The 22,049-nt window shown below is 66.1% G+C and carries 20 protein-coding genes and 1 pseudogene; 5 read left to right on the top strand and 16 right to left on the bottom strand.

Annotation, left to right across the window (positions count from 1 at the left end; translation table 11 throughout):
* Position 1: 1 nt before the first annotated feature.
* From Q0263_RS04695 to Q0263_RS04670, 6 genes are read right to left on the bottom strand one after another with little or no spacing between them, the layout of a single operon-like run.
* On the bottom strand, positions 2-766 hold the full coding sequence (locus Q0263_RS04695) for an enoyl-CoA hydratase-related protein (protein ID WP_298013789.1): 765 nt from the start codon (positions 764-766) through the stop codon (positions 2-4).
* Complete coding sequence (locus tag Q0263_RS04690; RefSeq protein ID WP_298013787.1) at positions 763-1,290, bottom strand: MaoC/PaaZ C-terminal domain-containing protein; 528 nt, start codon at positions 1,288-1,290, stop codon at positions 763-765. Before Q0263_RS04690 ends, Q0263_RS04695 begins: the two co-directional genes overlap by 4 nt.
* Before the next feature lie 50 nt (positions 1,291-1,340).
* Positions 1,341-2,282, bottom strand: a complete 942-nt coding sequence (locus Q0263_RS04685) for a dihydrodipicolinate synthase family protein (RefSeq protein WP_298013785.1) — start codon at positions 2,280-2,282, stop codon at positions 1,341-1,343.
* Positions 2,275-3,858: a CoA-transferase gene (locus Q0263_RS04680; protein WP_298013784.1), complete on the bottom strand. Its 1,584-nt coding sequence runs from the start codon at positions 3,856-3,858 to the stop codon at positions 2,275-2,277. The genes Q0263_RS04685 and Q0263_RS04680 overlap by 8 nt, the downstream gene beginning before the upstream one ends.
* 11 nt (positions 3,859-3,869) lie before the next feature.
* Positions 3,870-5,012 carry an acyl-CoA dehydrogenase family protein gene (locus Q0263_RS04675; RefSeq protein ID WP_298013782.1) on the bottom strand — a complete coding sequence of 381 codons (1,143 nt, stop codon included), beginning with the start codon at positions 5,010-5,012 and terminating at the stop codon, positions 3,870-3,872.
* Between the two features lie 50 nt (positions 5,013-5,062).
* On the bottom strand, positions 5,063-5,440 hold the full coding sequence (locus tag Q0263_RS04670) for a hypothetical protein (RefSeq protein WP_298013780.1): 378 nt from the start codon (positions 5,438-5,440) through the stop codon (positions 5,063-5,065).
* A 120-nt stretch (positions 5,441-5,560) separates the two neighbouring features.
* On the opposite strand from Q0263_RS04670, the gene Q0263_RS04665 reads away from it, so the two are divergent.
* The 4 genes from Q0263_RS04665 (at position 5,561) to Q0263_RS04650 (ending at position 9,382) form a co-directional block, all read left to right on the top strand.
* Positions 5,561-6,439 carry a dihydrodipicolinate synthase family protein gene (locus Q0263_RS04665; RefSeq protein ID WP_298013779.1) on the top strand — a complete coding sequence of 293 codons (879 nt, stop codon included), beginning with the start codon at positions 5,561-5,563 and terminating at the stop codon, positions 6,437-6,439.
* Between the two features lie 68 nt (positions 6,440-6,507).
* Complete coding sequence (locus Q0263_RS04660) at positions 6,508-7,500, top strand: TRAP transporter substrate-binding protein (RefSeq protein WP_298013777.1); 993 nt, start codon at positions 6,508-6,510, stop codon at positions 7,498-7,500.
* 65 nt (positions 7,501-7,565) lie between these two features.
* Complete coding sequence (locus tag Q0263_RS04655; RefSeq protein ID WP_298013776.1) at positions 7,566-8,099, top strand: TRAP transporter small permease; 534 nt, start codon at positions 7,566-7,568, stop codon at positions 8,097-8,099.
* Positions 8,096-9,382 carry a TRAP transporter large permease gene (locus tag Q0263_RS04650; RefSeq protein ID WP_298013774.1) on the top strand — a complete coding sequence of 429 codons (1,287 nt, stop codon included), beginning with the start codon at positions 8,096-8,098 and terminating at the stop codon, positions 9,380-9,382. The genes Q0263_RS04655 and Q0263_RS04650 overlap by 4 nt, the downstream gene beginning before the upstream one ends.
* Before the next feature lie 11 nt (positions 9,383-9,393).
* Here Q0263_RS04650 and serB read toward each other — a convergent pair whose 3' ends face one another.
* Positions 9,394-10,245, bottom strand: a complete 852-nt coding sequence (gene serB / locus Q0263_RS04645) for a phosphoserine phosphatase SerB (protein WP_298013772.1) — start codon at positions 10,243-10,245, stop codon at positions 9,394-9,396.
* A gap of 118 nt (positions 10,246-10,363) precedes the next feature.
* On the opposite strand from serB, the gene Q0263_RS04640 reads away from it, so the two are divergent.
* Positions 10,364-11,488 carry an alpha-hydroxy acid oxidase gene (locus tag Q0263_RS04640; protein ID WP_298013770.1) on the top strand — a complete coding sequence of 375 codons (1,125 nt, stop codon included), beginning with the start codon at positions 10,364-10,366 and terminating at the stop codon, positions 11,486-11,488.
* Positions 11,489-11,534: 46 nt separating this feature from the next.
* Here the strand turns inward: Q0263_RS04640 and Q0263_RS17405 are convergent.
* From Q0263_RS17405 to nuoG, 9 genes and pseudogenes are all read right to left on the bottom strand, one after another.
* Positions 11,535-11,732, bottom strand: a pseudogene (locus Q0263_RS17405) (DUF2818 family protein); the annotation flags it as partial.
* Positions 11,733-12,129: 397 nt separating this feature from the next.
* Positions 12,130-13,614 carry an NADH-quinone oxidoreductase subunit NuoN gene (gene nuoN / locus Q0263_RS04630; protein WP_298013767.1) on the bottom strand — a complete coding sequence of 495 codons (1,485 nt, stop codon included), beginning with the start codon at positions 13,612-13,614 and terminating at the stop codon, positions 12,130-12,132.
* Between the two features lie 12 nt (positions 13,615-13,626).
* Positions 13,627-15,114 (bottom strand): NADH-quinone oxidoreductase subunit M, encoded by a 1,488-nt coding sequence (locus Q0263_RS04625; RefSeq protein ID WP_298013766.1) that lies wholly within the window; start codon positions 15,112-15,114, stop codon positions 13,627-13,629.
* An 11-nt stretch (positions 15,115-15,125) separates the two neighbouring features.
* Positions 15,126-17,180, bottom strand: a complete 2,055-nt coding sequence (gene nuoL, locus Q0263_RS04620; RefSeq protein WP_298013765.1) for an NADH-quinone oxidoreductase subunit L — start codon at positions 17,178-17,180, stop codon at positions 15,126-15,128.
* A gap of 7 nt (positions 17,181-17,187) precedes the next feature.
* Positions 17,188-17,496, bottom strand: coding sequence for an NADH-quinone oxidoreductase subunit NuoK (gene nuoK / locus Q0263_RS04615; RefSeq protein WP_298014217.1), 309 nt, complete (start codon positions 17,494-17,496; stop codon positions 17,188-17,190).
* Positions 17,496-18,125, bottom strand: coding sequence for an NADH-quinone oxidoreductase subunit J (locus Q0263_RS04610; RefSeq protein ID WP_298013763.1), 630 nt, complete (start codon positions 18,123-18,125; stop codon positions 17,496-17,498). The genes nuoK and Q0263_RS04610 overlap by 1 nt, the downstream gene beginning before the upstream one ends.
* Positions 18,126-18,141: 16 nt before the next feature.
* Positions 18,142-18,630 (bottom strand): NADH-quinone oxidoreductase subunit NuoI, encoded by a 489-nt coding sequence (nuoI, locus tag Q0263_RS04605; RefSeq protein WP_298013761.1) that lies wholly within the window; start codon positions 18,628-18,630, stop codon positions 18,142-18,144.
* 10 nt (positions 18,631-18,640) lie between these two features.
* Positions 18,641-19,714, bottom strand: coding sequence for an NADH-quinone oxidoreductase subunit NuoH (gene nuoH / locus Q0263_RS04600; protein ID WP_298013759.1), 1,074 nt, complete (start codon positions 19,712-19,714; stop codon positions 18,641-18,643).
* The gene (gene nuoG / locus Q0263_RS04595; protein ID WP_298013757.1) at positions 19,714-22,044 is read right to left on the bottom strand and encodes an NADH-quinone oxidoreductase subunit NuoG; all 2,331 of its coding nucleotides are present in this window, start codon (positions 22,042-22,044) and stop codon (positions 19,714-19,716) included. Before nuoG ends, nuoH begins: the two co-directional genes overlap by 1 nt.
* Positions 22,045-22,049 lie beyond the last annotated feature (5 nt).

Here is a 22,049-nt window from a genome sequence, read left to right as displayed (position 1 = left end):
ATTATCGCCCCTTGTACACGGGTTTGCGTTTTTCGGTGAAGGCGGCGATGCCCTCGTCATGGTCTTCGGTCTGCCAGAGCAACAGCTTGCGCTCCAGGCTGAGGCTCTCATCCAGCGGCTTGCCGTAGGTCATCAGGACCTCTTCCTTGATCATTCCGATGGCGATGGGCGACATCTGCGTGATGTCGCGCGCGATGTCGACGGCCCGCGCCAGCGCCCGGCCCGCCGGGACCCGTTCGGTCGCCAGCCCCCATTCGGCGGCCGTGCGCGCGTCGATCGTGTTGCCCGTCATCATCATCCACAAGGCCCGGGATTTCCCGATGGCGCGCGGCAGGCGCTGGGTGCCGCCATCGCCCGGGAACGCGCCGATGCGGATTTCCGGCTGGCCGAAGCGGGCCGTGTCGCTGGCGATGACCATGTCGCACAGCAGGCACAGCTCGCAGCCGCCTCCCAGCGCGAAGCCTTCGACGGCGGCGAGCAGCGGCTTGGGAAACCGCTCGATGGTCTTCCAGGCCAGCAAGCGGTCGCGCTGCCCCCACATCGGAATGCCGCCCGAGGGCATTTCCTTGATGTCGGCGCCGGCCGAGAACGCGGTCTCGTCGCCGCTCAGGACCACGGCGCGCACCGAGTCGTCGTCCCGCGCCGCATCGAGCGCCGCCCGGATCTCGCCCAACAGGCCGATGCTCAAGGCATTGCGCGCTTTCGGCCGATTCAGCCGCAGCGCCAGCACGCCGTCCTCGGGCCGCGAAATCAGCAGATCCGTCATGACGACGCGCCCCGCCCGCGCGCGGGAACCGGCTCGGCGCCGGGCGCCAGCTTGTCGCGCCGATAGAGCAGCGTGGCATGCTGGGCCTCGATGGCGACGGTGCCGTCGTCCTTGACCAGCTCGGTCTGCTCGATCACGATGCCGTGCGGGCCGCTGCGGCTTTCCCGCTTGTCGAGGAACGAAACCCGGACGTGCACGGTGTCGCCGGCGAACAGCGGCTGACGGAAGCGGACCTTGTCCCAGCCCAGGGACGCGACCGAGGTGTGCTGGTACAGCTCCAGTTCGGACTTCAGGCCCTCGATCAGCGACAGGCCGAACAGGCCGTGCGCGATCGGCTTGCCGAATTCCGTATGTTCGCGGCAGTAGTCCTCGTCCGTATGCAGGGGGTGGTGGTCCCGGGTCGTATCGGCGAACTGCAGGATGCCTTCGGTGGTGATGGTGTGGCTGTCGCTCAGGATTTCATCGCCGATGACCACATCTTCGTAGTAGAGGTCGACGAAGGCATCGCGTGGTTTGCTGGACATGGTGGTGGCTCCGGTGGGCGGGGACGCTGCCCCGCGGCATGGATGGAAAATCAGCGGACATGCGAGCGCAGGCCCGCCTGGTCGACGACCTGCTCGATGCGCGCGCGGACATCGCGCGGCACGGGCAGCAGCGGCGGACGCGGCACCGGATCGTCGATGACGCCCAGATGCGCCAGCCCCGCCTTCAGGCGGGTATGCATGTCGATCAGGGGCGGCGCGCCGTAGATCGTGCGCACGATCGGGTAGAGCCGGTCGTTGACCGCCTGCATGGCCTTCAGGTCGCCCGCCTGCGTGGCCGCCCACAGATCGCACAGATCGTCGGGAATCATGCTGGCCATGCCGGACAGGATCCCGTCGGCGCCCAGCGCGACCTGCGCGAACAGCCAGTGGTAGTTGGACGGCAGGATCGCCACCCGCGGCGCCCGGGCCCGCAGCATGCGCAGATTGTCCTCGTACAGCCGAATGTCCCCGCTGCCTTCCTTCACCGCGATGACCCGGTCATAGGCGACCAGTTCCGACAGCACGGCGGTGGAGAATCCGGTCCCCGAGCGCACGTCCTGCTGGAAGATGGACACCGGCAGGCTGCAGGCTTCCAGCACGGCTTCCAGGTAGCGGCAGGCATAGCGCGCATCGTCGGATGCGCCGGCCGCGAACTGCGGCATGGGAAACAGGACGGCGACATCGGCGCCGGCCTGCTCGGCATCCCGGGCCTGCTGGATCGCATCGGCCGTGGAATAAGGAATGATGCCGGCCAGCAGCGGCGTGCCGGCGCCGATGAAGGCGCGCGTGCGCCTTATGACCTCGACGCGCTCCTGCGCGGTGAGCGTGGCGCCCTCGCCCGCATGGCCATTGACGAAGACGGCGCCCATGCCCTCGGGGCGGGTGCAATAGGCCAGCAGCCGGTCATAGCTGCCCCAGTCGATGCTCAGGTCGGCATGAAAGGGCAGGACGGTGGCGACGGTGACGCCATCCAGCGAAACGGAATCAGACATGGGTGAGCTCCTGTGTCGGTTCGGGCGCGGCCGCGTTCCGGGACAGGCCCATCGGCCCGTCCCGGAACAGGCGGGCGTCCATGAGCTTGAGATCGGGCGAAACGCGCGGCTCGAACGCCATCTGGTCGAGCACGTCCTTGCGCAGATCCACGCCCGGCGCGATCTCGGTCAGAATCAGGCCGTCGGCATCCAGCCGGAACACAGCCCGCTCGGAAATGAACAGCACGTCCTGGCCACGCTCGCGGGCGAGCTTGCCGTTGAAGCTGATCTGCCCGACCTCGGGCACGAACTTCTTCAACTGCCCCTCGCGCCGGATCAGCAGGCGGCCGTCCTCGACCTGCGCGTCCAGGCTGCCGCCGGTCAGGCTGCCGCTGAACACCAGCCGCTTGGCGCCCTGGGTGATGTTGATGAAACCGCCGGACCCGTCATAGCGGTCTCCGAAGCGGGTGACGTTCACGTTGCCGTGCGCATCGACTTCGGCGAACGACAGGAAGGCGCAATCCAGTCCGCCGCCATCGTAGAAATCGAACTGATAGGGCTGATCCAGGATGGCGCGCGGGTTGTAGGCGGTGCCGAATTCCCGGGCATAGCCGGGCACGCCGCCGACCACGCCCGATTCCACGGTCAGCGTGATCTGTTCGTCGATGCCTTCTTCGGCCGCCACATTGGGAATCATGGCGGAAATGCCCACGCCCAGATTGACCACGTCGCCGGTATGCAGTTCCAGCGCGGCGCGGCGGGCGATGACGCGGCGCAGAGTGAGCGGGTCCGGCCGCAGCGTGGAGATGGGCACGCGGACTTCGCCGCACCGGCTGGGGTCGTATTGCGTGGTGTAGGTCTGCTTCTGCTCGGGTTCCAGCACCACGTGATCGATCAGGAAGCCGGGGATCTTCACCATCTGCGGATGCTGAGTGCCCCTGCGCACCAGCCGCTTGACCTGGCAGACGACGATGCCGCCGGCATTGTGCACGGCCTGCGCCAGGGACAGGTCTTCCCGGGTCGTGGCCTCGTGCTCCATGGAAATGTAGCCGTCCTCGTCGGCGCTGGTGCCGCGCAGAAAGGCGATGTTGGGCGTGGGCGCCTGATAGAGCAGGTATTCGCGGCCGTCGATCTCCATGAGCCGGATGCGTTCCCCGGTCGTGGACTCGTTCATCCGCCCGCCTTCCTGGCGCGGATCCATATAGGTGTGCAGCCCCACGTGCGTCAGCACGCCGGGCTGCTTGCCGGCCATGGCCCGGCACAGCTGCGCCATCACGCCCTGGGGAAAGTTGTAGCCCTGGATCCGGTTTTCACGGATCAGCTTCATGAAGGGGATCTGCAGGCCGAAGTTCCCCCCGTACACGCAGGACACGAGGCCCGGGTAGGCCAGCCGGCACAGGCCCTGTTCCGTGGCCGCGCCCACGCCGGTGACGTGGAACAGCGTGAGCCCCGCGGGTTTCTCGGTTTCCCGGAAGCGCTGTTCCAGGGCGACCAGCAGGGATTCGGGCACGCCCGTGCCCCCGTTCCCCCCCACGGTGAGGATATCTCCGTCCTTGACCAGATGTGCGGCATCCCTGGCCGTGATCAGGCTGATCATTTCTCTTCCTCTCAAGTCAGTTCTTTCTGCAGCTGGCGGGCGATGATCAGACGCTGGATCTGATTGGTGCCCTCGTAGATCTGCGCCAGGCGCACGTCGCGGAATATCCGCTCGATCCGGTATTCACGCGAATAACCGTTGCCGCCATGGATCTGCAGCGCGTTGGAGACATGCTTCATGGCCATGTCGGTGGTGAAGAGCTTGGCGTGGGCGGCCTCCTTCGCGATGGAGCGGCCGGCGTCGTGCAGCGTGGCCGCATGGTGGATCAGCAGGCGCGCGGCGGCGATGTCCGTGGACATGTCGGCCAGCATGAACTGCACGGCCTGGAATTCCGCGATCTTCTGCCCGAACTGGCGACGCGTGCCGGCGTACGCCACCGCGTCTTCCATGGCGGCCTGCGCCATGCCCAGCGCCATGGAAGACATCATCAGGCGGGAAAAATTGAAATTGCTCATGGCCATCTTGAAGGCCTGGTGTTCCGGCCCGATGCGATGGCCGACCGGCACCCGCACGTCCTCGAAGACGATCTGGCAGTCCTCCAGGCCATGCATGCCCAGCAGTTCCTCGTTCTTGCCGCGCGACACGCCGGGCCTGTCGGCCTCGACCAGGATGCAGCTGATGCCCTTGTGCCCGGCGGACGGGTCGGTCTTGGCGAAGACCATGATGAAATCGGCCACGCCGCCGAAAGTGACCCAGGCCTTGGTGCCGTTGATCACGTAATCGTCGCCGTCGCGCCGCGCGGTCGTGCGCATGGCGGCCACGTCCGAGCCGTGGTCGGGTTCGGTGACGGCGGTCGCCGGCAGCACAGAGCCGTCCAGCAGGCCGGGAATGAAGCGCCGGTGCTGCGCGTCGCCATGCGCGTGCAGGAACAGGGCGGCCTCCACCGGCAAGGCATAGGCATTGCCCACGGCACCGGATGCGCGCGCGACTTCCTCCATCGCGATGCAGGTGCTGACCGTTCCCATGTCGCTGCCCCCCGCCGATTCCGGCAGGCCGATGCCGAACAGGCCCAGATCCGCCAGCCCCTGGTAGGTTTCCCTGGGGAAGACGTCCTTGCGGTCGATCTCCGCGGCCACGGGCATGATGGCCTCGGTGGCGTAGCGCCGCACGGTGTCGCGCAGCTGGCGCTGGTCCTCGGTATACAAGCTGTCCATGTGTCTCCCTACATCCAAAAAAGAGTCTTATTGGTTAAATCAGATCAAATTCATGTCTGCTTCAGGCTTTCCAGCACGCCGCCGTGAGCGGCTTCGTCCGGCGCGCGATCCAGGAAATAGACCACCACCGCCTTCGGCGCCACGCCATAGGCCCGCACCGCGGCGCCGGTCAGCCGTTCGGCCGCTTCGCACCGCGCCTCATGGGATCTGGAGAAGGCGTGCAGCTTGATGAAGATGCGCCGGATGGCGGCTTTTTCGTGGAACTTGCCACCATGTCCGTAGCCGTGATCGCCCACATCGAAGAAATAGGCGGAAACGATCTCCGGCGAGATGCCGTAGGCGCCGCACAGCGCGTCGGTCAGCAGGTGGTTGGCGGTCTCGCGCTGGGCGGGCGTGGCATCGAAGTCGAATACCTCAATGAACGGCATGGTCTCCCCCTTGGTCTCGGATGCTTGACAGCATAATCAAATAGATGATCAAATGTCAACTCAAAACAATTAAAGTTGATCAAATCCATATCGATCATCATATTTCAAGGAGGTCAGGACATGGCAGGCTTCAGAGGCAGCTACACCGTCATGGTCACGCCGTTCGACGCACAGGGAGCCCTGGACGAGGACGGTCTGCGGGGTTTCGTCGAATGGCAGATCCGTGAAGGCTCGCACGGACTGATACCGCTGGGCAGCACCGGCGAATTCCTGTCCATGACGCGCGACGAACGCGCACGCACGGCCTCGGCCGTGATCAGCCAGGCGGCCGGCCGGGTGCCGGTGCTGGTGGGAACAGCGGCGGAATGGACGGACGAAGCCGTCGACCTGTCCCGGGAAGCGGAGCAACTGGGCGCCGACGGCGTCATGGTGGTGCCGCCGTACTATTCCTCGCCCACGGACGACGAGATCTTCCACCACTACCGGCGGATCGCCGAGGCCATCTCCATTCCGGTCATGGTCTACAACAATCCCAACACCTCGAACGTGGATTTGAGCGCGGCGCTGGTCGCCCGTCTGGCCGACATCGACAATGTGTCCTACATCAAGGAATCCAGCGGCAGCATTCCCAGGATCAACGACATCCAGCGGCGCTGCGGCGACAAGATGACGGTGTTCGCCGGTTACCATCCGTGGGAATCCTATTGCGTGGGCGCCTCGGGTTATGTTTCTGTCTTTGCCAACATCGCGCCGGCGCTGTCGGCGCGGCTGTTCTCGCTGACGGTGGATCAGGGCGATCGGGAAGCCGGGCGCGCCCTGTACAACCGGGTCCTGCCGCTGCTGGACGCGCTGGCGGGCGATCTGTATGTGTCGGCCACCAAGGCGGCCATGACCCATATCGGCCGCCCGGTGGGCCAGCCGCGCGCCCCGCGCCTGCCCCTGCCCGACGACCGGCACCCCGCCCTGCTCCAGGTCCTGAAGGATCTGGCGCTTTGCTGAACCGGATCCTGCGCGGCCGCAGGCCGCGCGGTCCGGACAATACCCAGAGAGGAGTACAGGAGATGAAAATGAAAATCCAACGACACGGACTGTTGGCGGCCATCCCGGCGGCCTGCGCCGCGCTCATGATGGCCGCGGCGCCGGCGCTCGCCGCCGACATCGTGCTGAAGGCCAGCCACAATGCCAACCCCGACGAGCCCTACCACACGGGCATGCAGGCCATGAGCAAGCTGCTCAAGGAAAAGACGAACGGCAAGGCCGAGATCAAGGTCTTCTCCAACGCGCAGCTGGGTGACGAGACCGAAAGCATCCAGGGCACCAAGCTGGGCACGGTGGACATCGCCGTCACGGCCAATGAAGTGCTGGTGGACTCCGTGCCCGGCATGAGCGTGTTCAGCCTGCCCTACCTGTTCAAGGACGCGGAGCAGATGGAACGGGCCGCGCAGTCGCAAGCCGTGCTCGACGACGTGAACCGGATCCTGGCGCAGAAAGGCTATCAGTTGCTGGGCCTGTTCTTCGCGGGCACGCGCAACCTGATGACCAAGGAGCCGATCCAGTCGATCGACGACATGAAGGGCCGCAAGCTGCGCACGCTGACCAACAAGATCCACATCGACGCCTTCAAGGCATTCGGCGCCAACCCGACTCCCATGCCGTACACCGAACTGTACGGCGCGCTGGAAACCGGGGTGGTGGACGGTGCGGAGGCGGCCAACACCAACTACCTGTCGCGCAAATTCTACGAAGTGGCGCCCAATTGGGCGATGATCGGCTGGACCGAGATGATGGCGCCGGTCATCATGGGCAAGGCGCGGTTCGAGGCCCTGCCGAAGGACGTGCAGACCGCCTTGCTGGAAGCCGGAAAGGAGGCGGCCATCGCCGAGCGCAAGGCCTACATGGAAAGCGACAAGAAGGCCTACGCGGCGCTGGAAAAACTGCCGGTGAAGATCACCCACCCGGACAAGGAGCCCTTCCGCCAGGCCGTCAAGAAAACATACGACAAGTTCTTGCAGACGGACGACCAGAAGCACCTGTTCGAACTGATCCGCTCCGTCAACTGACGCGATCCGCGATTCCCCGGGGGGCCGGAACGCCCCCATCCGGATGAACCGAAGAAGGAGACGAAATGCCACAGTATCCGGGAATGTGCTGGCGCGTGATCGACGGGACCAGGCGGCTGATGTCCGGCCTGGTGATCGTCCTGTTCGCCATGATGATGGCGATGGTGCTGATCCAGGTCGGCAGCCGGTATCTGATGAACTATCCGACCGCCTGGGCGACCGAGCTGTCGACGTACTGCCAGGTCTGGCTGGTGCTGCTGGGCGCGGGGGTCGCCATGGCGCGCAACCAGCACATGGCCATCGACATGGTGCCCGCCATGCTGCCCCTGAACGCGCGGCGGGTCGCCAGCATCCTGGTGGCCCTGGTGACCCTGGGATTCCTGATCGTGCTGGCCTACAGCAGCTTTCCGCTGATCGAGCTCGGCGCGCAGCAGTCTTCTCCGGCGCTGGGCATGCCGCTCTGGATCGCCTACGCCTGCCTGCCGCTGGGGGCGTTCTATATCGCGCTGGAACTGATCGTATCCGTGGTCCGGCACTGGGATGACCCGTTCGACACGGCGCTGCAGCAGTCCGAACAGGCGCCGGGAGACGTGTCATGAGCGTGATTCTGCTGAGCTTCCTGGTATTCCTGACCCTGGGCGTGCCACTGGTCTTCGTGCTGGGCGTATCGGCCCTGCTGACGCTGCTGCTGACCACCGACGTGCCCGTGACCCTGGTCAGCCAGCGGGTATTCGCCGGGCTGAACTCGTTCACCCTGATGGCCATCCCGTTCTTCATTTTCGCGGGCGTGATCATGGACGCGGGCGGAATTTCACGGCGCATCGTGAATTTTTCCTCCGCCCTGATCGGCTGGGTCACGGGCAGCCTGCTGCACGTGGCGTGCATGACCTCGGCCGGCCTTGCCGCCATCTCCGGATCGGGCTCGGCGGACGTGGCGGCCGTGTCCTCCATCATGCAGCCGCAGCTCAAGGCGCGCCGCTACGACGTGGACTTTTCCGCCGCCATGATCGCGTGCGCGGGGGCCATGGCCCAGGTCATTCCGCCCAGCCTGACCATGGTGGTGATCGCCATCATCGGGAACATGTCCATCGGGGCCCTGTTCATCGCCGGCATCGTGCCGGGCCTGCTGTGCATCTCCCTGCTGCTGACGGTGTCCTATTTCTTCGCACGCAAGAGCGGGCCGCAATACCGCTCGTCGCAGCCGTTCTCCATGCGGGAACTGATCCGCACCGGCTACGCGGCGCTGCCGGCCTTCGGCATGCCCGTGGTCATCGTCGGCGGGATCATCGGCGGCGTCTTCACGCCCACGGAAGCCGCCGGCGTCGCCGGATTCTACGGCGTGCTAGTCAGCCTGTTCGTCTACCGGGAACTGAGGTTCAACCAATTGCCGCAGCTGATCCTGCGGGCGGCCTCGCTATCGGCCGCGGTGATGCTGATCATCGGGACGGCATCCGTGTTCGCCTGGCTGATCGCCAACGCCGACGTGCCCGACATGCTGGCCGACTGGCTGAATCGCGTGTCCAGCAGCCCGCTGGTGTTCCTGCTGTTCGTCAACATCCTGTTCCTGTTCATCGGCATGTTCATGGAGACGATCGCTGCCATCCTGATCGTCGCGCCGGTCCTGATTCCGGTAGCGGCCAGCTTCGGCGTGGACCCGATCCACTTCGCCCTGGTCGTGGTGTTCAACTGCGCCATCGGCACGGTGACGCCGCCGTACGGAATCTGCCTGCTGGTGGCGGCCAACGTGGCCGAACGCCCGCCGGTGCGCGTGTGGCGCAAGTCGCTCGCGCCCATCAGCGTGATGGTCCTGGTGCTGGTCCTGGTGACCTTCTTCCCCGACCTGTCGCTGTGGCTGCCCCGGGCCACGAACCTCATCCGCTGAGCCGGGCCGGCTCAGTGCTGGCGCCGGAACCAGTTCAACACCGCGTCCAGGGGGCTCACGTCCAGCGCGAAGCGCGCCTGGGCGCGCACCACGGGCTTGGCGCGGTAGGCGACGGAATAATGCGCCTGCGCCATCATCAGCAGGTCGTTGGATCCGTCGCCCATCACGATGATCTGTTCCGGCGTCGCACCCAGCGACTGCGCCAGGGCCTGGACGTGGCGGGCCTTGGCGGCGCCGTCCACGATGTCGCCCAGCACCCGCCCCGTCAGCACGCCATCGACGACTTCCAGGGTGTTGGCATGGGCCTGGTCCAGCATCAGGCCCCGGCGCAGGCGCTCGGAGAAAAAGGTGAAGCCGCCCGACACCAGCAGGGTCTTCAGGCCGTGCGAACGCGCGGTCTCAATCAGCTTCTCCGCGCCCGGATTCAGGCGCAGGCGCTGCGCGAAGACGTCTTCCAGGGCCGATTCCGGCACGCCCTTCAGCAGTGCCACCCGGCGCCGCAGGCTCTCGGCGAAGTCCTTGAGTTCGCCGCGCATGCTGGCCTCGGTGATCGCCGCGACTTCCGCCTTGCGGCCCACGGCGTCGGCGACTTCGTCGATGCACTCGATGTTGATCAGCGTGGAATCCATGTCCATCGCCAGCAGCTTGCAGTCGGCCAGCCGGTGGATGGCATCCAGCCAGGCCGCGTCCATGTGCGCCGCCTGCGCCATGGGCAGAACCTCGTCGCGCGCGGACGGATCCACGTTCAGCAGGCGGATGGCCGTGGGGCCCAGTTCCTGCACGCCTTCCGCGCAGGCGACCGCCGCCAGCCGTTCGACGTCCGCCGCCAGCAGGCGCGGCGCCTGCAAGATAATATGTGCCATGAATCCGGTCTCCCAATAGTGCGCGGCCATTTTACCCGTCAGACGGGGCGGCGCGCGCCACGACAGCCGGCCATGACCCACGCTTCCGCGCCCGCCGGACATCGAGCGCCCTACCCACATGAATCGCCGTACACAGCCCGCTTCCATGAACGCCCTGTCTCTCTCGTCTCCCCTCTGCGCCCAGGACTATGCCGACCTTGCCCGCGAACGGCTGGACCCGGCCGTCTGGACCTGGCTGGAATCGGGGGGCGCGGACGAAATCACCGTCCGGGCCAACCGGGACGCCTACGCCGGCGTCCGCCTGCGCAGCCGCGCGCTGCGGCCGCTGGCCGGGGCGCACACCCGGCTGGAACTGAACGGCCAGGCCCTGGCGCACCCCATCCTGATCGCGCCCATGGCCTGGCACGGCCTAGTCCACCCGGACGCCGAACAGGCCACGGCCCTGGCCGCCGCGGCCACGCATACGCCCTTCATCGTCAGCGCCCAGTCGGGCACGCCCATCGAAACCCTGGCCGCCCTGCCCGGCCCGCCGCCGCTGTGGTTCCAGCTCTATGCCCAGGCGCGCCGGGACGACACGCTGGCGCTGGCCCGCCGCGCCGCGGGCGCCGGCGCCCGGACTCTGGTGCTGACCGTCGACGCCCCCGTCAACGGAGTGCGCAATGCCGAACAGCGCAGCGGCTTTCACCTGCCCGGCCATATTCGTTCCGTCCACCTGGACGGCCTGTCGCCCCCGGCGGCGCGGCCGACGCCGCCCGGCGGCAGCCCGCTGTTCGACAGCGGACTGCTGGACGCCGCCCCGACCTGGGACGACGTCGCCTGGCTGCGTGCGCAACTGCCCGGCACGGCGCTGTGGCTGAAGGGCATCCTGGACCCGGACGACGCCCGTGCGGCGCTGGCGCACGGCATCGACGGCCTGATCGTCTCCAACCACGGCGGCCGCTGCCTGGACACGCTGCCGTCCACCCTGGATGCGCTGCCCGGCATCGCGCAGGCGGCCGAAGGCCGCCTCCCCATCCTGATGGACGGGGGCATCCGCCGGGGCACCGACATTCTGAAAGCCCTGGCGCTGGGCGCCCGGGGCGTGCTGATCGGACGGCCCGTGCTGCACGCGCTGGCTGTGGGGGGCGCGCCTGCGGCGGCCCACCTGATTCAGGTGCTGAGAGGAGAGCTGGAAGTGGCGATGGCGCTGACCGGCTGCCGGATGCTGGCCGACATCGGGCCGGAGACGCTGTGGGATCGATAGCGCCGGCGGCTCCCAGGCCACTGCCAGGCGCAGGATGCGCGGCGCCTTAACGCCGGCGGCGCTGCAGCAGGTAGCGCCAGACGAAGCCCGGGTAGCCCAGCACCAGGAACAGGGCCAGGGTCACGGCATAGAATTCCCAGCCCTGGGGAAAGGCATTGCCCAGGTCCAGTTCCATCGTGAACCCCAAGGTGCCGACCAGCACATAACCGACCAGGGCTTCCAGGAAGCGGTCGATGAAGGGCTTGCCCGTTGACTGGCCCGCCGCCTTGGCCGCGGCGCCTTCACGGCCCGAGGCCGATCCCTGCGGGGCCTGGCCGGCGCCTTGCGCCATCCACCCCGGCGCATAGAGCAGCAATGCCGCCAGGGCGATGCTGATCAGCAGCTTCACCACGAACAGGGGGCCGCCCACGCCGCCGAAGGCGCCGCCCACCAGGTTCAGCGTGCCCCAGGCCCAGACGGCCAGCAGGATCAGGAACCCCAGCGCGACGATCCAGCGAGACAGCCCGCCGTAGGAGCGGCAGGCGCGCCCCCAGGGCCAGGGGACCAGGGGACGTTCGACCAGGAACGGCAGATTGGCCAGCGCCAGGGCGCCCAGGATCACCAGCCAGACCGCGAGCGTCAGGGTCATGAAGCCAGCACCCTCAGAAGCGCAGCGATTGCTGGATGACGTTGATGCACAGGGCCATCAGGCCGCCCGGTAGAATACCCAGGCCGATCACCAGCAGGCCGTTCAGCGACATCACGCCGCGCGTGACCGTCGTGCCCGAACTGAGGGTGACGCCGTCGTCCGGCTCGTCGAAATAGGCCATCTTGACCACGCGCAGGTAGTAGAAGGCGCCGATCACCGACATCAGCACGGCGAACACCGCCAGGGGCACGTGGCCCGCGCCCACCAGGGCCTGCAGCACCACGAGCTTGGCGTAGAAGCCGGACAGCGGCGGAATCCCCGCCAGCGAGAACATGGACAGCAGCAGTACGCCGGCCAGCAGCGGATTGCGGCGGTTCAGGCCCTTCAGGTCGGCGATTTCCTCGCACTCGAAGCCCTGGCGCGACATCAGCATGATCAGGCCGAAGGTGGACAGCGTCGTCAGCACGTAGATGACGATGTAGAACAGCGACGAACCGTAGGCCGCCGCGCTGGCGCCGGCCTGGCCCTGGTACACGCCCGACAGCAGGCCCAGGAAGACGAAGCCCATGTGCGAGATGGTCGAATACGCCAGCATGCGCTTGAAGTTGGACTGGGCGATGGCCACGATGTTGCCGATGGCCAGCGACAGGGCCGCCATAATCAGCAGCATGGGCTGCCAGTCGATGGCGATGCCGTGCAGGGCTTCGATCAGCAGGCGCAGGGTGATGGCGAAGGCGGCGAATTTCGGCGCGGCCCCGACCAGCAGCGTGACCGTGGTCGGCGCACCCTGGTAGACGTCCGGCGTCCACATGTGGAAGGGAGCGGCGGTCAGCTTGAACGCCAGGCCCGAGACGATGAACACCACGCCGAACACCAGCGGCAGGCGCTGCGCGCCGCCGTCGCGGATGACCTGGGCGATTTCCGCCAGGCCCAGCTGGCCGGTGGCGCCGTAGATCATGGACATGCCGTAGAGCAGAATGCCGGAGGCCAGGCAGCCCAGCACGTAGTACTTCATGGCCGCTTCCGTGGCCGGCAGGTGGTCGCGGCGCAGGGCCACCAGCGCATACAGGGCGAAGGACATCAGTTCCACGCCCAGGTACACCGTCAGCATGCTGCCGGCCGAGATCATGACGAATTCACCCAGCAGCATCAGCAGCGCCAGGGAATAGAGTTCCCCGCCGCGCGCCATCATGTCGCGTTTTTCCGCGTAGGCGCGGCCGTAGATCAGCGTGACCGCCACGGCGATGGCCGACAGGATCTTCAGGAAATGGGCCAGGGAATCGGTCACGTACAGGCCGCTGAAGGTGCGGCCCTGGACGCCCTCTCCCCACTGCCCCCAGGACACCAGCACCGCCACCAGCAAAGTGCCCATGGTCAGGATGAAGGTCATGCGCCGCTGGGGCTCGTTGCCGAAGGCATCGATCAGCAGCACGGCCCCGGTCAGTACCAGCAGCACGATCTCGGGGGTCGCCAGCGCGAAGTCGAAAAGATTTTGCATCGTGATTCCGGTCTACAGTTTCGATTGAGCGACGTGATCCAGCAACGCCTGCACGGAAGGGTGCATCAGATCGGTGAAGAAACTGGGGTAGATCCCCATGAACAGCGTGAAGATCGCCAGCAGGCCCAGGATCAGGAATTCCCGGCGGTTGATGTCCTTCATGCCGTCCACCTGTTCGTTGGCCACCGGGCCGAAAGCGACCCGCTTGACCATCCACAGGGAATAGCCCGCGCCCCAGATCAGGGCGGATGCCGCCAGCAGGCCGATCCAGAAGTTGTACTGCACGGCCCCCAGGATCACGGTGAATTCACCCACGAAACCGCTGGTGCCGGGCAGGCCGGCGTTGGCCATGGAAAACAGCACGAAATAGGTCACGAAGCGCGGCATGCGGTTGATGATGCCGCCGTAGGCGTCGATGCGGCGCGTGTGCAGGCGGTCGTACATGACGCCGATGCACATGAACATGGCGCCCGACACGAAGCCGTGCGAGATCATCTGGATGATGGCGCCTTCCAGGCCCGTGATGTTGAAGACGAAGAAGCCCAGGGTGACGAAGCCCATGTGCGCCACGGACGAATAGGCCACCAGCTTCTTCATGTCGTCCTGGACGATGGCGACCAGGCCGATGTAGATCACGGCCACCAGCGACAGGGCGATCATCATCCCCGCCAGGCTGTGGGAGGCGTCCGGCGCGATCGGCAGCGAGAAGCGCAGGAAGGCGTAGGCGCCCAGCTTCAGCATGATGGCGGCCAGCACGATGGACCCGCCCGTGGGGGCTTCCACGTGGGCGTCCGGCAGCCAGGTGTGGATCGGCCACATCGGGATCTTCACGGCGAACGCGGCGAACAGCGCGATGAAGACGAACATCTGCTCGGTGTAGCTGAGAGGCAGCTTGTGCCAGGTGGCGATGTCGAACGAGCCGCCGGCCGCGTGCCACAGGTAGATGAAGGCGATCAGGGTCAGCAGCGAGCCCAGCAGCGTGTACAGGAAGAACTTGAACGCGGCATAGACCCGGTTGGGACCGCCCCAGGCGCCGATGATGATGTACATCGGGATCAGGGTGGCCTCGAAGAACACGTAGAACAGCATGCCGTCCAGCGCGCTGAAGACGCCGATCATCAGACCCGACAGGATCAGGAAGGCGGCGTTGTACTGCGCCACGCGGGACTTGATGACTTCCCAGCCGGCCAGGATCACGAGGATGGTGATGAAGGCCGTCAGCAGCACGAACCAGACCGAGATCCCGTCGATGCCCAGGTGGTAGTTCAGGTTGAAGGCCTCGATCCACGGGGTGTTCTCGACGAACTGCATGTCCGCCGTCTTCGGATTGAAGCCCGTGTACAGGGGAATCGTCACCAGCAGGCCGACGATGGACCCCGCCAGCGACAGCACCCGGGCGGTGCGCGGATTGTCGTCCCGGCCGGTCAGCAGCACCAACAGCCCGAAGATGATCGGGACGAAGATCGACAGGGTCAGCCAGGGGAGTGTAGAAGACGCCATTTCGCTAGCCATCAATGAACCATCAGGACGAAGAATGTGAGAAACACCATGATGCCGATGATCATGGCGAAGGCGTAGTGGTAGATATAGCCGGACTGCAGCAGGCGCGTCGTCGCGGCCGCGGCCCCCACCAGGCGGGCGCTGCCGTTGACGACCAGGCCGTCGATGATGCCGCGGTCGCCGCCCTGCCACAGGCCGCGCCCCAGATTGCGGACAAAGCGAGCCAGGACCTGTTCATTGAACCAGTCGAAGTAGTACTTGTTGTCCAGCAGGCGGTACACCGGCGCCAGGGCGCGGGCGATCGCCGCCGGTACGGCCGGGTTGATCAGCCAGCAGTACCAGGCCACCACGAAGCCGGCCAGCAACAGCAGGAAGGGCACGGACGTCAGGCCATGCAGGCCGAAGCCCACCCAGCCGTGCCATTCCTCGGCCAGCGCCGCCATCGCCGGGTGCTGCGCCAGCACCGTGATGGACTTGCCGAAATAGCCGTCGAACAGCAGCGGGTCGACGAACCAGACGCCCGCCACGACCGACATGAAGGCCAGGATGGACAGCGGCAGCGTGACCACCCAGGGCGACTCCTTGGGCTTGGCGCCATGCAGGGCATGGATGCTGGGGCCGTCGCCGTGGCTGACCCAATGGCCTTCGCCATGGGCGTGATCGTGATCGTGGTCGTGGCCATGATCGCCGTGATCTTCATAGCGTTCCTTGCCGTGGAAGACCAGGAAGTACAGGCGGAAGGAATACAGCGAGGTCACGAACACGCCCGTCAGGGTCAGGGCGTAGGCGAAGCCCGCGCCCGGGATGTTGGCGGCCTCGGCGGCGGCGATGATGCTTTCCTTCGAGTAGAAGCCCGAGAAGAACGGCGTGCCCACCAGGGCCAGCGTGCCGATCAGCATGGTGATCCAGGTGATCGGCATGCGCTTCCACAGGCCGCCCATGTGGCGCATGTCCTGATCGTGCAGCATGCCCATGATGACCGAGCCCGAGCCCAGGAACAGCAGGGCCTTGAAGAAGGCGTGCGTCATCAGGTGGAAGATCGCCACCGAATAGGCGGACGCGCCCAGCGCCACGACCATGTAGCCCAGCTGCGACAGCGTGGAATAGGCCACGACGCGCTTGATGTCGTTCTGCACCACGCCCAGGATGCCCAGGAACAGGGCCCCGAAGGCGCCGATCACCATGATGACCGACAGCGCGGTTTCGCTCAGTTCATAGACCGGCGAGAAGCGCGCCACCATGAAGATGCCCGCCGTCACCATGGTGGCGGCGTGGATCAGGGCGGAAATGGGGGTCGGGCCTTCCATGGAATCGGGCAGCCAGACGTGCAGCGGGGCCTGGGCGGATTTGCCCATGGCGCCCACGAACAGGCACAGGCAGGCGACGGTCAGCATCTGCCAGTCGGTGCCCGGGAAGACGATGGCGCCGAGCTTGTCGGCCTGCGCGAAGACTTCCGCGTAGTTCAGGCTGCCGGCGTAGGCGTACAGCAGGCCGATGCCCAGCACGAAGCCGAAATCCCCCACCCGGTTGACCATGAAGGCCTTCAGGTTGGCGAAGATGGCGGACGGCTTGGAATAATAGAAGCCGATCAGCAGGTAGGACACCAGGCCGACCGCTTCCCAGCCGAAGAACAGCTGCAGCATGTTGTTCGACATCACCAGCATCAGCATGGAGAACGTGAACAGCGAGATGTAGGAGAAGAAGCGGTTGTAGCCGGGGTCTTCGGCCATGTAGCCGATGGTGTAGATGTGCACCATCAGCGACACGCCGGTGACGACCACCATCATCAGGGCCGTCAGGGAATCGATCAGGAAGCCGATCTCGAACTTGAACGGCCCGATCATGGACCAGGTGTAGATCGTGCCGTCGAAGGTCTGGCCGCCCAGCACCTGCTGCAGCACGACCAGCGATCCGACGAAGGACACCGCCACCCCCAGGACAGCGAGCGTATGCGTCGCCCGGCGGCCCAGCCATGAACCCATGAAGCCGGTGGCGAAAAACCCGATCAGCACGGCCGTCGCCAGAGGCGCCAGGGCGATCAACAAATAAAGACTTTGCGCGGTCATGACGCCCTTACCCCTTCAGCTGGTCGAGCTTGTCGACATTGATGGTGCTGAGATTGCGGAACAGCAGCACCAGAATGGCCAGCCCGATGGCGGCCTCGGCAGCCGCCACCGTCAGCACGAAGAACACGAAGACCTGCCCGGCGGGATTGCCCGACCAGACGGAAAAGGCCACGAAGTTCATGTTGGCCGCCAGCAGGATCAATTCGATCGACATCAGCAGCACGATCAGGTTGCGCCGGTTCAGAAAAAAGCCGAACACGCCGATGGCGAACAGGATGGCGCCGACGATCAGATAATGGCTCAGTCCGATTTGCATCATTTTTCGGCTCCTTCGGATTCGGGGGCGGCGGGCGTATCTACCACGGAAGACATCTTCACGATGCGGATCCGATCGGAAGCCCTCACGCGCACCTGCTTGCCGGGGTTGGTGCGCTTGTAGTCGCTGCGCTTGCGCATGGTCAGCGCGATGGCGGCGATCATGCCCACCAGCAGGATCAGGCCGCCCACCTGCACGGCGTAGCTGAAGTCCGTGTACATGGCCGTGCCCAGGGCCAGGGTGTTGTCGAAATTGTCGGCCGGCTGCGGCAGCGCCGGGGCGTCGCCCCAGGAACGCAGCACCACGAAGGCCATTTCCAGCACCATGATGCCGCCCACGGTCAGCCCCAGGGGCAGGTAGACCTTCAGGCCGCTCTTCAGGCCTTCCGAGCGCATGTCCAGCATCATGACGACGAACAGGAACAGCACCATCACGGCGCCCACGTAGACGATCATCAGCGCCAGCGCCAGGAATTCCGCCTGGATCAGCATCCACATCATGGACGCCGTGAAAAAGGCCAGGATCAGGTGCAGCACCCCGGTGACGGGGCTGTTGGCGGTGATGACGCGGAACGCCGCCACGACCAGCACGATGGCCAGCAGATAGAACAGGATTGAATCAAAACTCATGGTCGGTCTTCCGGCATCAACGATAGGGCGCGTCGGCGGCGCGACGGGCGGCGATTTCCGATTCGTAGCGGTCGCCCACGGCCAGCAGCATGTCCTTGGTGAAATACAGATCACCGCGCTTTTCGGCGTGATATTCGTGCAGGTGCGTTTCGACGATGGCATCGGTCGGACAGGCTTCCTCGCAGAAGCCGCAGAAGATGCACTTCGCCAGGTCGATGTCGTAGCGCGTGGTGCGGCGGGTGCCGTCCTCGCGCTGAGTGGATTCGATGGTGATGGCCAGGGCCGGGCAGACGGCTTCGCACAGCTTGCAGGCGATGCAGCGTTCCTCGCCGTTCGCGTAGCGACGCTGGGCGTGCAGCCCCCGGAAACGCGGCGACGCCGGCGTTTTTTCGACCGGATAGCGCAGGGTGACCTTGCGCTTGAAGAAATATTTGCCCGTCAGGCGCATGCCTTCGAACATTTCCTTCAGCATCAGACTGCCGAAGAAGTCCTTGATTGCTTCCATGATGTACCCCTTACTGCCAGATGTTCCAGGGCGTCTGCATCCAGACCGCCACGACCACCAGCCAGACCCCCGTCAGGGGGATGAAGACCTTCCAGCCCAGACGCATGATCTGGTCATAGCGGTAGCGCGGGAAGGTGGCGCGGAACCAGATGAACATGGACACGACGAAGAAGGTCTTGATGCCCAGCCACAGCCAGCCCGGCACCCAGGTGAACGGCGCGATGTCCAGCGGCGGCAGCCAGCCTCCCAGGAACATGACCGCCGCCATGGCGGACAACAGGATCATGTTGGCGTATTCACCCAGGAAGAACAGGGCGAAGCCCATGCCCGAATATTCCACCATGTGACCGGCCACGATTTCGGATTCGCATTCCGCCATGTCGAAGGGGTGGCGGTTGGTTTCCGCCACCGACGCGATCACGTAGATGATGAACAGCGGCAGGAGCGGCAGCCAGTTCCAGGACATGAAGCTGATGCCGCGTTCCGCGAACCAGCCTGTCCCCTGCCCCACCACGATGCCCGACAGGTTCAGCGTGCCGGAGACCAGCAGCACCGTGACCAGCACGAAGCCGACCGCCAGTTCGTAGGACACCATCTGGGCGGACGCGCGCAGCGCCGACAGCAGGGCGTATTTGGAGTTGGACGCCCAGCCCGCCACGATCACGCCGTACACCCCGATCGAGGTGATGGCCATGATGAACAGCAGCCCGGCATTGATGTTGGCCAGAACGACGTCGGGCTGGAACGGAATCACCGCCCAGGCCGCCAGCGCCGGCATCAGCGTGACCACCGGAGCCAGGATGTACAGCACCGGATTGGCCTTGCTCGGCACAATCAGTTCTTTGGTCAGCAGCTTGAAGACGTCGGCGAAAGGCTGCAGCAGGCCTCGGTAGCCCACGCGGTTGGGCCCCAGGCGCACGTGCATGAAGCCGATCATCTTGCGTTCCCAGTACGTCAGGTAGGCCACGCACAGGATGATGGGCACCGCGATGACGACGATCTTGACCAGCGTCCAGACGACCAGCCAGGACGTTTCGCCGATCAGGCTCGCGCCGTAGGCGTTCAGGATATTCAACCAGTCCATTAGCGTCGCTCCAGCTGGATGGCGCCCGAGCCCATGCCCAGGGCGGCGGTCTGTTCAAAGGCGCCGGCGATCCGCACGGCGCCGTCGGCCACGGTATCGTCCAGGGCGGCGGTCAGCTCGGCCGAGCCGTGGACGGTGGACGCGCGCACGGCATCCCCCGCCGACAGCCCCAGGGACTGCAGGGTGGCGGCATTGGCCGCTGCCTGCGGCGGCGCGGAACTGACGTGTTCCTGCAGCGGCTGGGAACGGCGCACCAGCGCATCGGTGCGGTAGATGGGCAGTTCCGCGACCCGTTCCAGGCCGTCGGCGGGCGCCACCGTGCCGGGAGCCAGGCGGATCTCGTTGGACAGTCGGCCATCGACGCCGCCCACCATCACCGTGTCGCGCACGGATTCGGAGGTTTCGTCATCGAAGCCCTGCAGCCCGAGCAGATTGCCCAGGACGCGCAGGACCTTCCAGGCCGGGCGGGTGTCGCCCACCGGGGCGGCCACGCCCTTGAAGCTCTGCACCCGGCCTTCGGCATTGACGAAGGAGCCGGACGTTTCCGTGAACGGCGCGATGGGCAACATCACGTCGGCCCAGTCCTCGGCGGCGGAGCGGAAGGCCGTGAAGGCCACCGCCATCGCGGAGCCCTGCAGGGCGCGCGCGGCGCGCTCGCCCAGTTCGCTGTCCAGACGCGGTTCGGCGTGCAGGACCAGATAGGCCTTCAGCGGATCGCCGCCCAGCATGCGCCGGGCGTCCAGGCCGCCGTCGGACGGCACGGCGCCGGCCAGGTAGCCGCCCACCGTGTTGCCGCCCGGGGTCAGGAAGCCGAAGCGGCCGCCGGCCAGTTGCGCAATCGCCTGGGCATTGGCCGCCAGCAGGGCGACCTGGTCGTCGGAGACGGCCAGATTGCCCAGGAAGACCGCCACGCGTTCGCCGGAAGCCAGGCTGTCGGCGATCGCCTGGGCGGCTTCGCCCGGCTGCACGCCGGCCAGGCCGTCGGGCGCGGGCCGGGATTTCAGCGCAGCCAGGGCTACGGCGATTTCGCCCAGCGCCTGGACCATGCCGGACGGCTTGACCGTGATGCGGCCCGCGACCGGCACCAGCGGATCGGCCGCCACGCTGTCCACCAGGGACAGCTGCATGCCGTGTTTCGCCGCCTGGCGCAGGCGCTGCGCCATCAGGGGGTGATCTTTACGCAGGAAGGAACCCACGACCAGCGTGCGGTCCAGGGTGTTCAGATCGGCGATCGGCATGCCCAGCCAGGGGGCGCCGCCGCGCACGGCATCCAGGGCCGCGCCGTCGCCGCGCAGGCGGAAGTCGATGTTGTCCGACCCCAGGGCGCGGGTCAGGCGCGCCAGCAGGGTCAGTTCTTCCAGGGTGGCCGTATCGGTGGCCAGGGCGCCGATCTGCGCGCCGCCGCCGTCCTCGCGCACCTGGTTCAGGCCGGTGACGACCGACTGCAGGGCATCCGTCCAGGAGGCTTCGTGCCACTGGCCGTCGCAGCCGCGCACCATGGGGTGCTGCAGGCGGTCTTCGACGTACAGGCCCGCGTAGGAGAAGCGGTCGCGGTCGCTGATCCAGCATTCGTTGACGGGCTCATTCTCGAACGGCACCACGCGCAGCACGCGGTCCATCTTGGTCTGCACGACCAGGTTGGCGCCCACGCTGTCGTGCGGGCTGACCGAGCGGCGGCGGGCCAGTTCCCAGGTCCGGGCGCCCATCATGAAGGGCTTGGACAGCAGGGCCCCCACCGGGCAGACGTCGATCATGTTGCCGGAGAGTTCGGATTCGACGGCTTCGCCCACGAAGGTGGTGATCTCGGAGAATTCACCCCGGTTGAGCATGCCGATTTCCATGATGCCGCCGATTTCCTGGCCGACCCGCACGCAGCGGGTGCAGTGGATGCAGCGCTGCATCTGTTCGGCGGAAATCAGCGGGCCCATGGGCTTGTGGAAGACCACGCGCTTGGTTTCCTTGTAGCGCGAGGCGGATTCGCCGTAGCCCATGGCCAGGTCCTGCAGCTGGCATTCGCCGCCCTGGTCGCACACGGGGCAGTCCAGGGGGTGATTGATCAGCAGGAATTCCATGACCGCGCGCTGGGCCTCGACGGCCTTGGGCGAGCGGGTGTGCACCACCATGCCGTTGGTGACGGGCGTGGCACAGGCCGGCAGTTGTTTCGGGGCCTTTTCGACCTCGACCAGGCACATGCGGCAGTTGGCCGCGATGCTGAGCTTCTTGTGATAGCAGAAATGCGGGATGTACAGCCCCGCCGCGTGGGCAGCCTGGATGACCATGCTGCCTTCTTCGGCTTGAACCTTCAGCCCGTCGATGGTGAGTTCTACCATGGCGT

This window comes from uncultured Castellaniella sp. (assembly GCF_937988725.1).
Lineage (GTDB): Bacteria > Pseudomonadota > Gammaproteobacteria > Burkholderiales > Burkholderiaceae_B > Castellaniella.
This window is presented reverse-complemented; position numbering and strand designations above follow the sequence as displayed.

Coding starts and splice junctions, on each gene's coding strand:
- Q0263_RS04670 (WP_298013780.1), bottom strand. CDS start 5,440: ATGCCGTTCATTGAGGTATTCGACTTCGATGCCACGCCCGCCCAGCGC.
- nuoN (WP_298013767.1), bottom strand. CDS start 13,614: ATGCAAAATCTTTTCGACTTCGCGCTGGCGACCCCCGAGATCGTGCTG.
- serB (WP_298013772.1), bottom strand. CDS start 10,245: ATGGCACATATTATCTTGCAGGCGCCGCGCCTGCTGGCGGCGGACGTC.
- Q0263_RS04650 (WP_298013774.1), top strand. CDS start 8,096: ATGAGCGTGATTCTGCTGAGCTTCCTGGTATTCCTGACCCTGGGCGTG.
- Q0263_RS04675 (WP_298013782.1), bottom strand. CDS start 5,012: ATGGACAGCTTGTATACCGAGGACCAGCGCCAGCTGCGCGACACCGTG.
- Q0263_RS04685 (WP_298013785.1), bottom strand. CDS start 2,282: ATGTCTGATTCCGTTTCGCTGGATGGCGTCACCGTCGCCACCGTCCTG.
- Q0263_RS04665 (WP_298013779.1), top strand. CDS start 5,561: ATGGCAGGCTTCAGAGGCAGCTACACCGTCATGGTCACGCCGTTCGAC.
- Q0263_RS04610 (WP_298013763.1), bottom strand. CDS start 18,125: ATGAGTTTTGATTCAATCCTGTTCTATCTGCTGGCCATCGTGCTGGTC.
- Q0263_RS04690 (WP_298013787.1), bottom strand. CDS start 1,290: ATGTCCAGCAAACCACGCGATGCCTTCGTCGACCTCTACTACGAAGAT.
- nuoL (WP_298013765.1), bottom strand. CDS start 17,180: ATGACCGCGCAAAGTCTTTATTTGTTGATCGCCCTGGCGCCTCTGGCG.
- nuoH (WP_298013759.1), bottom strand. CDS start 19,714: ATGGACTGGTTGAATATCCTGAACGCCTACGGCGCGAGCCTGATCGGC.
- Q0263_RS04660 (WP_298013777.1), top strand. CDS start 6,508: ATGAAAATCCAACGACACGGACTGTTGGCGGCCATCCCGGCGGCCTGC.
- Q0263_RS04625 (WP_298013766.1), bottom strand. CDS start 15,114: ATGGCGTCTTCTACACTCCCCTGGCTGACCCTGTCGATCTTCGTCCCG.
- Q0263_RS04655 (WP_298013776.1), top strand. CDS start 7,566: ATGCCACAGTATCCGGGAATGTGCTGGCGCGTGATCGACGGGACCAGG.
- nuoK (WP_298014217.1), bottom strand. CDS start 17,496: ATGCAAATCGGACTGAGCCATTATCTGATCGTCGGCGCCATCCTGTTC.
- Q0263_RS04680 (WP_298013784.1), bottom strand. CDS start 3,858: ATGATCAGCCTGATCACGGCCAGGGATGCCGCACATCTGGTCAAGGAC.
- Q0263_RS04640 (WP_298013770.1), top strand. CDS start 10,364: ATGAATCGCCGTACACAGCCCGCTTCCATGAACGCCCTGTCTCTCTCG.
- Q0263_RS04695 (WP_298013789.1), bottom strand. CDS start 766: ATGACGGATCTGCTGATTTCGCGGCCCGAGGACGGCGTGCTGGCGCTG.
- nuoG (WP_298013757.1), bottom strand. CDS start 22,044: ATGGTAGAACTCACCATCGACGGGCTGAAGGTTCAAGCCGAAGAAGGC.
- nuoI (WP_298013761.1), bottom strand. CDS start 18,630: ATGGAAGCAATCAAGGACTTCTTCGGCAGTCTGATGCTGAAGGAAATG.